Source organism: Streptomyces sp. NBC_01803, from assembly GCF_035917415.1.
GTDB lineage: Bacteria > Actinomycetota > Actinomycetes > Streptomycetales > Streptomycetaceae > Streptomyces.
Genome location: NZ_CP109073.1, coordinates 3,251,765 through 3,263,974, shown reverse-complemented (window position 1 = coordinate 3,263,974; position 12,210 = coordinate 3,251,765). Strand labels below are relative to the sequence as shown.

Below are 12,210 nucleotides of genomic sequence, written 5' to 3'. Positions count from 1 at the left end.
GGCGCATTTGGACCGCTTCGGCGGAAGCGGCCGGGAACCGGCGGAGTGCTCCCGTCCGGGTGCGCCCCCGCACTGGTGTGCGCGCGGACCTATGCTGACTGATCGTGGCCCCGCTCCCCCCGCCGCGTTTGATCGCGACCGACCTCGACGGCACACTGCTGCGCTCCGGCGCGACGGTGTCGCCGCGCACCGTGGCCGCCCTCGCGGCGGCCGAGGCCGCCGGCCTCCAGGTGATCTTCGTGACCGGCCGCCCGGCCCGCTGGATGGCGGTCGTCCGGGAACACGTGCACGGCCACGGCCTGGCCATCTGCGGCAACGGCGCGGCCGTGGTCGACCTGCACCGCGGCGGCGAGCTGATCGAGACCCGCCCGCTGCTGCGGGAGAACGCGCTGGCCATCGTGCACGCGCTGCGCCGGGTCGCGCCCGGCGTGAGCTTCGCGGTCGAGCGGACCGCCGGCTTCCACCACGAGCCGGGATACCCGCCGGCCGGCTTCGAGCCGATAGCGGTCGTCGCGCCCGTGGAGAAGCTGCTGGAGCCCGGCCCGGCGCTCCGCGGCCTGCCGATCCTGAAGCTGCTCGCCCACCACCACGCCATGGACCCCGACGAGTTCCTGGCTCTGGGGCGCGAAGTGGCAGGCGAACACGGCGAGTTCACCCGGTCCAGCCCGACGGCACTGCTGGAGATCAGCGCGCCCGGCGTCACCAAGGCCCGCACCCTGGCCGCCCGCTGCCGCCGGTACGGCATCCGGCCGGACGAGGTGGTGGCGTTCGGGGACATGCCCAACGACCTGGAGATGCTCCGGTGGGCGGGCACCGCGTACGCCATGGCCAACGCCCACCCGGCGGTCCTCGCCGCGATCCCCCGGCACGCCGCGTCCAACGAGGAGGACGGCGTCGCCGCCGTCATCGAGGAGCTGCTGGCGGACCGGTTCTAGGGTGTTCCGGAGGCCGTCTTCACAGGGGTATCCGGCCGCCCACGGCGTCTGGTGCGTGCGATCGGAAGGCGCGGGATCGTCCTCGGACGCGTGGGGTCACCCGGACGGAGTCTGGGGGCCGTGGGCACACCAACACCCTGGTAGCCCCGGCTAGCGGACCGATTTCCGCAAGGTCGGGGACGTGATCGGGGTGCCGGCTGCGGCAGCCACGAAGCCCGCCCTCCGGAGCGGGCATGAGCGCTCAGGCAACACGGGCAGCTCCGCGGCCCAGGTGGATCCGCTGGTGAGAAAGTCCACGGTCGTCCGTGACGGCGAACAGACGCTCTCCCCGCGTGCCCAGGAGGACCGGGAGGACCGGGAGGACCGGGAGGACCGGGAGGACCGGGAGGACCGGGGGCGGCGGCGACGCGGCGAGCGTGCGTGCCCGGCGTCGAAGTCAGGGCGGCCTTCGTGACGACGGGCCCCAGGCCCTAACGGCGCGCGTCGCGGTCGGCGCCCCCCTCGGCCGGGCTGGAGAAGCGCGGGCTGCTGAAGCGCGGGCTGGAGAACCCGGTCCGCGACGCGCCCGCGCGCCGCCCCTCGGGCACTCGGGCGGCGTGCTCGCGCAGGAACGGCGCGATCCCCCGGTCGTGCAGCGCGCGGTGCCACTCCTCGCGAGCGCGGGCCGGCTCGTCCGTGGGCACGGGCACGGTGGACGCGCCGTTGCGGACGGCAGCCACCACCAGACCGGCGGCGGCGAACACCGCGCCCGCCCCGGCCACCGCGGCGAACACCCAGCCCGCCTGCCGCATCGGCTGGGCGATCGTGGGCTCGGATCCGGTCACGCCCAGCACGTAGCCGAGCAGCAGGAAGACGACGGCGGCGATCGCGGCCAGCACCGGCACCAGCACGAAGACGACGGTCGCGGCTCCGGCGCCGTCCGCCTCCCGGGGCCGCCCGGCGCGGGACTCCTCCCGCAGCCAGGCGTACCGCCGGTACTCGGCGTCGGCGGCGGAGGCGATCGTGGGCAGCGCGCCGAGGGCCAGCGCGCGGAGGCGGTCGATGTCGGAACGGTCGACACCCGACGTGAGCCGGACGGTCAGCAGGGTCTCGTCGAGGATCCGCTCGACTTCGGCACGGTCCTCGGCGGCCAAGCCGACCAAACCATCAGGGCTGTTCATAAGCGTTTCCCCAGTCCCCAGAGCCTTCAACGGCAACCAGGTGATGAGCGGACCCCGATGGTAGGACGCATCCGCGTTTTATGACAGGGAATTACCGGAATCTGTCGACCCGACACCCGACACCCGACACCCGACAGCGGTTCGCGTCATTCGGGCAGCGGCAGCCGGGCCACCAACAGCTTCCCGGCCATGGTGACACCGCCGTCCATCGCGATGGCGAGCGAATCGGCGTACACGTGCGGCCCGTCCACGCGCGGCGCGGCGTCCGCCCCGGAGCCGCCCGCCGCGTCGGCGTCCGCGCCGTTCTCCCCGGTGAGGTACGGGATCGGGCTGTGGCCGTGCACGACACGCTTGCCGCCGTAGGTGTCGAGCAGCTCCCGCACCGCCAGCGGGCCGGTCTCCCCGTCGCGGAAGGCGAAACGCTTGGTGAACTTGCGGAAGAGATCCCAGGTCACCTCCACGTCGTTGCGCTGGAGGGCCTGCCAGATCGAGTCGTTGACGTCGTCGATCGTGCTGCCGTAGTCGAGGTACGCGGTGGTGTCGGAGTGCAGCAGCAGATGGCCGTCGGCCAGGGCCATCGAGTCCAGCCGGGACATCCACTGGATGTGGTGATCCCGCAAGCGCTCCATGTCGCTGCGCTGGCCGCCGTTGAGCAGCCAGGCCGCCTGGAAGGAGGCGGTGCCCGCGGCGGAGTCCACCGGGGTGTCGGTGAACCGGCTCGCGCCGATCAGCAGCAGCTCGTGATTGCCGAGCAGTGCCTTGCAGTACCCGCCGGCGGCGGCGGCCTCCGCGGACAGCCGCATCACCAGGTCGAGCACGCCGACCCCGTCCGGGCCCCGGTCCGTGAAGTCCCCGAGGAACCACAGCCGGGCGGTGCCCGCGGCCCAGCCGTCGTTCTCGTCGGTCAGACCGGCCTCGCGCAGGGCGGAGCGCAGCTCGTCCAGATATCCGTGCACGTCACCGACGACGTAGAGCGGGCCCGTTCCGTCGAGCGCGGCGCCGGCGTCCCCGGGCGCCGGGACCGGCGGCGGGGACGGAGGCGGGGGCGGGACGGTCGGCATCGGCAGGTCCGGCAATGTCGGAGAGTAGACGTCCGGCGCCTGCGGAGCGGGCGCGCCTGGGGCGGGCACGCCCGGCTGCGCGCCGTGCCATACGTCCGGTCCCTGACCGGCCCCCTGAGTCATCGACCCCTCCACCACTACGCGCCGCCTTCAGCTCTGCGACCTGCCCGACGGGCGGGATCGCCGTGCCATTCGCCCATCATAGGAATCCCGGCGCCCGGTTGTGAGGCATCCGGGGCCTGACTTTCACTTCCGGCCCAGGCGGCACTGCCTTCGGCTGCCGCCTACCTGTCTACCCGAACCTACTGGTCAGTGGCAGGGGGGGTACGCGGAGCCGACACCGTGGCGGGTGCACGGACGTGCGGCGGGCGGTGCGAAGAGGCGCGGACGATGAGCTCGGTGGGCATCACCTGCTGACCCTGCGGCCTGCCGGGGGGCCCCTCGATGGCGTCGATGAGGAGCTGGATCACGGTGGTGCCGATGCGGCCCGGCTTGAGGGAGAGGGTGGTGATGGGCGGCTCGGTGGTGGCGTAGACGCTGGACTCGCTGCAACAGACGACGAGCAGGTCGTCGGGGACGCGCAGGCCGTAGCGGCGGGCGGCGGCCAGCAGGTCGGTGCCGTTGGGGTCGAAGAGCCCGTAGACCGCGTCGGGCCGGTCGGGGCGGGCCAGCAGCCGGTCGGCGGCGACGGCGCTGGCGCACGGGTCGTGCGCCGGGTACGCCTCGTAGACCGGGTGCTGGCCGGCGCGCTCGCACCAGTTGAGGTAGGCGGTGGTGGACAGGCGGGTGTACGTATCGGTGCTGGTGCCGGTCAGCAGTCCGATGCGGCGGGCGCCGGCGGCGGCGAGATGGTCGAGCAGTCCGGTGACGGCGGCCTCGTGATCGTTGTCCACCCAGGCGGTGACGGGCAGACTGCCGCCCGGCCTGCCGTCGGAGACCACGGGAATGCCCTGGCGGACCAGCTCGGTGACGACCGGGTCGTTGTCGGCGGGATCGATGACGACGGTGCCGTCGAGGGCGACGTTCGACCAGACGTCGAAGTCGCGGTGCTGGGAGGCGGCGGGCAGGATGACCAGTGCGTAGCCCCGGGCCAGGGCGGCGGAGGTGGCGGCCCGGGCCATCTCCGCGAAGTAGGCGAACTCGGTGAAGGTGAACGGTTCTTCGCCGTAGGTCGTCACCGTCAGGCCGATCAGCCCGGACTTGCCGGTGCGCAGGGTTCGGGCGGCGGCGGAGGGTCGGTAGCCCAGGCGGTCGGCGACGGTGCGGACATGGCGGCGGGTGGCTTCCGGCAGCCGCCCCTTGCCGTTGAGCGCGTCGGAGACAGTCGTGATCGAGACACCGGCAGCCGCGGCGACATCCCGGATGCCGGCCCGCCCGCTAGTTCGGCGACCGGAAGTCCGGGTCACCTGATGCTTCGCTGCTGTCATGGCGACCTGATCGTAGGCCCGGCCGGGCGTACCTAGGGCGGCTTCCGGACGCTCCGGTGGGAGTACGTTTTTGCATGGTCGGCGGGCCGTCGGGCCATGGTTTGGAAGGCGATCGGGGCCGTGGACCCGGCACAGAAGCGATGCACGAGCGCCTGCCGCGCAGGGCCGCACCGAATTCAACGGGCGCGTCCTCACCCCCACGGGGGTAGCGCGCCAGGGCGCCCGCCAGGGGCGTGCGCCACCTAATGCGAGCCGCCACGCCCCGGGGTTACGCCCGGCTCGCGCGTTGCTTCTAGGGTGTGCGAAATGAGCGCATCTTCTCAGCACCCCGTCCCCGCCCAGCCCACTGCCCAGGCCACCGCCCCGGCCGGCGGTCCCCGGCTGCGCGCCGTGCTGGAGGGCATCCCCGCCTACGCGCCGGGCCGCCCGGCCGCCGAGGGTCCGGGATCCTTCAAGCTGTCCTCGAACGAGAACCCATATCCTCCGCTCCCCGGGGTCCTGGAGTCGGCCGTCGCCGCCGCGGGCTCGCTCAACCGCTACCCGGACATGGCCTGTTCCGGACTGCTCGCCGCGCTCTCCGAGCACTTCGCGGTGCCGGTGAGCCACCTCGCGGTCGGCACCGGCTCGGCCGGGGTCGCCCAGCAGCTCCTCCAGGCCACGTCCGGGCCGGGCGACGAGGTGATGTACGCCTGGCGGTCGTTCGAGGCGTATCCGATCATCACCCAGGTCTCCGGCGCCACCTCGGTGCGCGTGCCGCTGACGGCGAGCGAGGAGCACGACCTGCCGGCGATGGCCGACGCGGTCACCGAGCGGACCCGGCTGATCTTCGTCTGCAACCCCAACAACCCGACCGGCACCGCGATCCGGCGGGCCGAGCTGGAGAGGTTCCTGGACCGGGTGCCCTCGGACGTGCTGGTGGTGCTGGACGAGGCGTACCGGGAGTTCGTGCGCGACGGCGAGGTGCCCGACGGCGTGGAGCTGTACCGGGAGCGGCCCAACGTGTGTGTGCTGCGCACCTTCTCCAAGGCGTACGGCCTGGCCGGGCTGCGGGTCGGCTTCGCCGTGGCGCACGAGCCCGTGGCCGCCGCGCTGCGCAAGACGGCGGTGCCGTTCGGGGTGAGCCAGATCGCGCAGGACGCGGCGGTCGCGTCGCTGGGCGCGGAGGCGGCGCTGCTGGAGCGGGTGGACACGCTGGTGGCCGAGCGGGCGCGGGTGACGGCCGGGTTGGCGGAGCGCGGGTGGACGGTGCCGCGGTCGCAGGGGAACTTCGTGTGGCTGCGGCTGGGGGAGGACGCGGCGGCGTTCGCGACGGCGTGCGAGCGAGAGGGCGTGACGGTCCGGCCGTTCGCGGGGGAGGGTGTCCGGGTCACGGTCGCCGAGCCGGAGGCGAACGACGTCCTGCTGCGGGTGGCCGCCGCCTTCCGCGAGGGCCGGTAGGGGATTTCTCCTGGCTCCCCACCCCGCCCACGGGTCGGGTGGGGGCGTGGGTCATAATGGCTTGTGAATGTGAATACGTTCACAAGCTCGCTCGGCACCACCCGCGGAGAAGAGAGAAAAACCGTGGACCTCGCGCTCGCTCCGGAAACCCTGGCGCGGTGGCAGTTCGGCATCACCACCGTCTACCACTTCCTTTTCGTTCCCCTGACGATATCCCTGGCCTCCCTGACCGCCGGTCTCCAGACGGCGTGGGTCCGCACCGGAGACGAGAAGTACCTCCGGGCCACCAAGTTCTGGGGAAAGCTCTTCCTGATCAACATCGCGATGGGCGTGGTCACCGGCATCGTCCAGGAGTTCCAGTTCGGCATGAACTGGTCGGACTACTCCCGCTTCGTCGGTGACGTCTTCGGCGCTCCGCTGGCCTTCGAGGCGCTGATCGCCTTCTTCTTCGAGTCCACCTTCATCGGCCTGTGGATCTTCGGCTGGGACAAGCTGCCGCCCAGGCTGCACCTCGCCACCATCTGGACCGTCGCCGCCGGCACGGTCCTGTCGGCCTACTTCATCCTGGCCGCCAACTCCTGGATGCAGCATCCGGTCGGCTACCGGATCAACGAGGAGACCGGCCGGGCCGAGCTCACCGACTTCCTCCGGGTGCTGACGCAGAACACGGCCGTCGCCCAGTTCTGCCACACCATCACCGCCGCCTTCCTGACCGGTGGCGCTTTCATGGTCGGCGTCGCCGCCTACCACCTGCTGCGCCGCCGGCACATCGCCGTCATGCGGACCTCGCTGCGGGTGGGCCTGATCACGATGGTCGTCGCCGGCCTGCTCACCGCGTTCACCGGCGACCGGCTCGGCAAGATCATGTACGAACAGCAGCCGATGAAGATGGCCTCCGCCGAGGCCCTGTGGGAGACCGAGGCACCCGCGCCGTTCTCCCTCTTCGCCGTCGGCGACGTCGAGCAGGGCCACAACACCGTGGCCATCGAGGTCCCCGGCCTGCTCTCCTTCCTCGCCCACGACAACTTCTCCGAAGCCGTGCCCGGCATCAACGACATGAACGAGGCGCTCCAGGAGCAGTACGGCCCCGGCGACTACCGGCCCAACATCCCGCTCGCCTACTGGAGCTTCCGGTGGATGATCGGCTTCGGCATGGCCTCGGCGACCCTGGGCGCGGCCGGGCTCTGGCTCACCCGGCGCCGCCTGTGGCTCGCGCCCGCGCTGCGCACCGGCCCCGACGAGCGGCCGCGCCTGGCCCTCACCCGCGACCACGAGCTCGGCCCGGTCCTGACCACCTGGTGCTGGCGGGCGGCGCTGCTCACCATGCTCTTCCCGCTCGTCGCGAACGCCTGGGGCTGGATCTTCACCGAGACCGGCCGCCAGCCCTGGGCGGTCTACGGCCTGCTGCGCACCTCGGCGGCCGTGTCCCCCGGTGTCTCGCAGGGCGAGGTCATCACCTCGCTGCTCGTCTTCACCTCGCTGTACGGCGCCCTCGCCGTGATCGAGGCGCGGCTGATGGTCAAGTACATCAAGGCCGGGCCGCCCGAGCTGACCGAGTCCGACCTGAACCCGCCGACCCGGATCGGCGGCGACGGTCCCGGGACGGACTCCGACCGGCCGATGGCCTTCTCCTACTGACGGCGCGAGGAGCGAGCGATGCATCTTCCCGACCTCTGGTTCCTCATCATCGCGGTGCTGTGGACCGGCTACTTCTTCCTGGAGGGCTTCGACTTCGGCGTCGGCGTGCTGACCGGCACCCTGGCCCGCGACCGCGCCGAGCGCCGGGTGCTGATCAACACGATCGGCCCGGTCTGGGACGGCAACGAGGTCTGGCTGCTCTCGGCGGCCGGCGCCACGTTCGCCGCCTTCCCCGACTGGTACGCCACCCTCTTCTCCGGCTTCTACCTGCCGCTGCTGCTGATCCTGGTCTGTCTGATCGTGCGCGGCCTCGCCTTCGAGTACCGGGCCAAGCGGACCGAGGAACGCTGGCAGCGGAACTGGGAGAACGCCATCTTCTGGTGCTCCGTGCTCGTCGCCTTTCTGTGGGGCGTCGCCTTCGCCAACATCGTGCGCGGCGTCCCGATCGGCGCGGACCACGAGTACGCGGGCGGCGTGCTCGACCTGCTCAACCCGCACGCCCTGCTCGGCGGCGTGGTCACACTGGTGCTGTTCACCTTCCACGGCGCGGTGTTCACGGCGCTGAAGACGGTCGGCGACATCCGCGTCCGGGCCCGCCGGGCGGCGGGCGGCCTCGGCGTCGCGGCCGGCGTGCTCGGCACCGCGTTCCTGCTGTGGACGCAGGCGGAGAGCGGCAACGGGCGCAGCCTCGTCGCGCTGGCCGCCGCGGTCGCGGCCCTGCTCGGCGCGCTCGCCGCGAACGCGCGAGGCCGCGAGGGCTGGGCGTTCGCCCTCTCCGGCACGGCGGTGGCGGCCGTCGTCGCGACGCTCTTCCTGGCGCTGTTCCCCGACGTGATGCCGTCCTCGCTCGCCGGCGAGTGGAGTCTGACCGTCGACAACGCGGCCTCCACCCCGTACACGCTGCGCATCATGACCTGGTGCGCCGTCCTGGCCACGCCGCTGGTGCTGGTCTACCAGGGCTGGACCTACTGGGTGTTCCGCAAGCGCATCGGCACCCAGCACATCGCGTCATGAGGCCGGTCGATCCGCGTCTCCTGCGTCACGCCCGGGCCACGCGCGGCTTCCTCGCCGCCACCGTGGCCCTGGGCCTGGCCGACGCCTGCCTGGTCATCGCGCAGGCCGTGCTGATCGCCACGGCCGTGACCGAGGTCTCGCTCGCGCCGCTGCCCGTGCTCGCCGCCACGGCGGCCGGGCGCGGCCTGGTCGCCCATCTCAGCCAGCGGGCCGCCCACCGCACCGGCGCCGCCGTCATCTCCGAGCTGCGCGTCCGGCTGCTTCGCCACGCCACCCGGCTCGGCCCGGCGTGGCTCGGCGGGCGCCCGACCGGCGAGCTGACGACCCTGGCCACCCGGGGCGTGGACGCGCTGGAGGGGTACTTCGCGCGGTATCTGCCGCAGCTCGGCCTCGCCGCCGTGGTGCCCGTCGCCGTCCTGGCCCGGATCGTCACCGACGACTGGATCTCCGCCGCCACCATCGCGGTCACCCTGCCGCTGATCCCGCTGTTCATGGCGCTGATCGGCTGGGCCACCCAGTCCCACACGGACCGGCAGTGGCGGCGGCTCGCCCGGCTCTCCGGGCACTTCCTGGACGTGGTCTCCGGGCTGGCCACGCTCAAGGTCTTCGGCCGAGCCAAAGCCCAGGCCGAGAACATCCGTGCCATCACCGAAGACCACCGGCGCGGCACCCTGCGCACGTTGCGGATCGCGTTCCTGTCGTCGTTCGCGCTGGAGCTGCTGGCCACGATCTCGGTGGCGCTGGTGGCGGTCGGCATCGGCATGCGCCTGGTCCACGGCGACCTCGATCTCTACACCGGTCTGGTCGTCCTGATCCTCGCGCCCGAGGCGTATCTGCCGCTGCGGCAGGTCGGCACCCAGTTCCACGCGGCCCAGGAGGGCCTGTCGGCCGCGGCCGAGGTCTTCGCCGTTCTGGAGACCGAGCCCCCGGCCCGGGGCACGGCCCCGGTCCCCGCCTCACCCGCACTGGCATTCGACCGCGTGGTGGTGCGCCACAGGGACCGCGCCGCCCCCGCCCTGTCCGAGACCACCCTGACCGTCGCCCCCGGCGAGACGGTCGCGCTGACCGGCCCCTCCGGCAGCGGCAAGTCCACCCTGCTCGCCGCCCTGCTCGGCCTGGTCCGCCCCACCTCCGGCCGCGTCCTGATCGGCGGCCGGGACCTGGCCGACCTGGACCCGGCCGCCTGGCACCGCCACCTCGCCTGGGTCCCCCAACACCCCCACCTCTTCGCGGGCACGATCGCGGACAACGTCCGCCTGGCCCGCCCCGACGCCGACGACGAGGCGGTCGGCCAGGCGCTGCGTGACGCGGCGGCGGCCGATCTCGACCCGGACCGGCGGCTGGGCGAAGGCGGCACCGGCCTGTCGGCGGGCCAGCGCCAGCGGGTGGCACTGGCCCGGGCCTTCCTGGCCGACCGCCCGATCCTCCTGCTGGACGAACCGACGGCGGCCCTCGACGGCACGACCGAGGCCGAGGTGGTCGAGGCGATCCACCGCCTGACCACCGGCCGCACGGCCCTCCTGGTGACGCACCGCCCCGCCCTGCTGGCCGCGGCCGACCGCATGTTTCACGTGGAACCAAGCCCGGCCGGGGTGGGGTTTCACGTGGAACCAAGCCCGGCTGGGGCGGCCGAACAGGTGACGGCGCCACCCGACCGGCCGAATGTCCCGGCCCCGGCTGCCGCCCCCACCCCCGGGCCCGACGCCTCGGCCCCGGCCCCGGCCCCGGCCCCCGCCTCCGCCGAGGGCGCGGCCCCGCGCACCGCCGACGCCCTCGCCTGGGTCCGCGCCGCGGGCTCGGCACGCAAGGGTCGGTTCGCGCTCGCCGCGCTGCTGGGGGCCGCCGCGCTGGGGAGCGTCGTGGGCCTGATGGCCACCTCGGGCTGGCTCATCTCGCGGGCCGCCCAACAGCCGCCCGTGCTCTACCTGATGGTCGCCGTCACCGCGACCCGCGCGTTCGGTATCGGGCGGGCCGTCTTCCGGTATGCCGAGCGGCTCGTCAGCCATGACGCCGTGCTCCGCGTCCTGGCCGACCTGCGCGTCGGCGTCTACCGGCGGCTGGAGCGCCTCGCCCCGGCCGGGCTCGGCCGGGCCCGGCGCGGCGATCTGCTCTCCCGGGTGGTCGCCGATGTCGACGCCCTCCAGGACTACTTCCTGCGCTGGCTGCTGCCCGCCGTCGCCGCGGCGACCGTGGGCGCGGCGGCCGTCGCGTTCACCGGCCTGCTGCTGCCCGGCGCGGGCGCCGCGCTCGGCGCCGGTCTGCTCGCCGCCGGGGTGGGGGTCCCGGCCCTGGCCGCCGCCGTCGCGCGGCGCACCGAGCGGCGGCTCGCCCCCGCGCGCGGCGAGCTGGCCACCCGCACGGTCGAACTGCTGACCGGCACCGCCGAGCTCACCGTCGCCGGCGCCCTCCCCGCCCGCCACGCCGCCGTCCGAGCCGCCGACGCCCGCCTCACCGCGCTCGCCGCCCGGTCCGCCTCCGTCACCGCGCTGGGCAGCGGTCTGATGGCCCTGATCACCGGGCTCACCGTCACCGCCGCCGCCCGGGTGGGCGTCCCCGCCGCCGCCGACGGCCGCCTCGACGGCGTCTGGCTGGCCACGGTCGTCCTCGTGCCGCTCGCCGCGTTCGAGGCGGTCGCCGGGCTGCCCCTCGCCGTCCAGCACCGGCAGCGCGCGCGGCGCGCGGCCGAACGGGTGCGGGACGTCGTCGACGCCCCCGAGCCCGTCCGCGAGCCGGAGCATCCGGCCCCCGCGCCCACCACCCCGTTCCCGCTGACCGTGCGCGGCCTGACCGCGCACCACCCCGGCGCCCGGCCTCAGGCGCCCGCGCTGCGCGGCCTCGATCTCGACCTCACCCCCGGCCGCCGGATCGCGGTCGTCGGCCCGTCCGGCGCCGGGAAGACCACCCTTGCCCACTGCCTGTTGCGCTTCCTGGACCCCACCGCCGGGAGCTACCGCCTCGGCGGCACCGACGCGACCGCGCTGGACGGGGACACCGTCCGCCGCCACGTGGGCCTGTGCGCTCAGGACGCGCACCTGTTCGACAGCACCCTCCGCGAGAACCTGCGCCTCGCCGCGCCCGGCGCCGACGACGACACCCTCCGCGCCGCCCTCGCCGCCGCCCGGCTGCTCGACTGGGTGAACGACCTGCCACACGGACTCGACACCCCGGTCGGCGAGCACGGCGCGCGCCTCTCCGGCGGCCAGCGCCAGCGCCTCGCGCTGGCCCGCGCGCTGCTGGCCGACTTCCCCGTGCTGATCCTCGACGAGCCCGCCGAACACCTCGACCTGCCGACCGCCGACGCGCTCATCGCCGACCTCCTCGCCGCCACCGAGGGCCGGACCACCGTGCTGATCACCCACCGGATGACCGGCCTCGACGCCGTGGACGAGATCCTGGTCCTGGACGCCGGCCGGACCGTGCAGCGCGGCACCTACCCGGAGCTGGCCGCCGCCGACGGCCCGTTCCGCGCCCTGCTGGACCGCGAGCGCGCACCGACCCTCGCCGCGCACCGACTGTCGCCATGAGGCGGACGTGACTA

The 12,210-nt window shown here is 73.8% G+C and carries 9 protein-coding genes; 6 read left to right on the top strand and 3 right to left on the bottom strand.

Annotated features, from left to right (window positions below; genetic code table 11):
- Positions 1 to 104 precede the first annotated feature (104 nt).
- Entirely contained in the window at positions 105 to 935 is an 831-nt protein-coding gene (locus tag OIE51_RS14675; protein ID WP_326598118.1) for a Cof-type HAD-IIB family hydrolase, read from the top strand.
- A 283-nt stretch (positions 936 to 1,218) separates the two neighbouring features.
- A complete protein-coding gene (locus OIE51_RS14670) occupies positions 1,219 to 1,389 on the top strand; it encodes a hypothetical protein (protein WP_326598117.1) in 171 nt (56 codons plus the stop codon).
- Positions 1,390 to 1,405: 16 nt separating this feature from the next.
- Here OIE51_RS14670 and OIE51_RS14665 read toward each other — a convergent pair whose 3' ends face one another.
- The 3 genes from OIE51_RS14665 to OIE51_RS14655 form a co-directional block, all read right to left on the bottom strand.
- Entirely contained in the window at positions 1,406 to 2,095 is a 690-nt protein-coding gene (locus OIE51_RS14665; protein WP_326598116.1) for a hypothetical protein, read from the bottom strand.
- 146 nt (positions 2,096 to 2,241) lie between these two features.
- On the bottom strand, positions 2,242 to 3,279 hold the full coding sequence (locus OIE51_RS14660; RefSeq protein WP_326598115.1) for a metallophosphoesterase: 1,038 nt from the start codon (positions 3,277 to 3,279) through the stop codon (positions 2,242 to 2,244).
- Between the two features lie 179 nt (positions 3,280 to 3,458).
- Complete coding sequence (locus OIE51_RS14655) at positions 3,459 to 4,583, bottom strand: LacI family DNA-binding transcriptional regulator (protein WP_326598114.1); 1,125 nt, start codon at positions 4,581 to 4,583, stop codon at positions 3,459 to 3,461.
- Positions 4,584 to 4,889: 306 nt separating this feature from the next.
- Between OIE51_RS14655 and hisC the strand changes: the two genes are divergently transcribed.
- The 4 genes from hisC (at position 4,890) to cydD (ending at position 12,196) form a co-directional block, all read left to right on the top strand.
- Positions 4,890 to 6,020 (top strand): histidinol-phosphate transaminase, encoded by a 1,131-nt coding sequence (gene hisC / locus OIE51_RS14650; protein WP_326598113.1) that lies wholly within the window; start codon positions 4,890 to 4,892, stop codon positions 6,018 to 6,020.
- A gap of 123 nt (positions 6,021 to 6,143) precedes the next feature.
- Complete coding sequence (locus tag OIE51_RS14645) at positions 6,144 to 7,658, top strand: cytochrome ubiquinol oxidase subunit I (protein ID WP_326598112.1); 1,515 nt, start codon at positions 6,144 to 6,146, stop codon at positions 7,656 to 7,658.
- A gap of 18 nt (positions 7,659 to 7,676) precedes the next feature.
- Positions 7,677 to 8,672 carry a cytochrome d ubiquinol oxidase subunit II gene (cydB, locus tag OIE51_RS14640; RefSeq protein ID WP_326598111.1) on the top strand — a complete coding sequence of 332 codons (996 nt, stop codon included), beginning with the start codon at positions 7,677 to 7,679 and terminating at the stop codon, positions 8,670 to 8,672.
- On the top strand, positions 8,669 to 12,196 hold the full coding sequence (gene cydD, locus OIE51_RS14635; RefSeq protein WP_326598110.1) for a thiol reductant ABC exporter subunit CydD: 3,528 nt from the start codon (positions 8,669 to 8,671) through the stop codon (positions 12,194 to 12,196). The genes cydB and cydD overlap by 4 nt, the downstream gene beginning before the upstream one ends.
- The last annotated feature ends 14 nt before the right edge of the window (positions 12,197 to 12,210 follow it).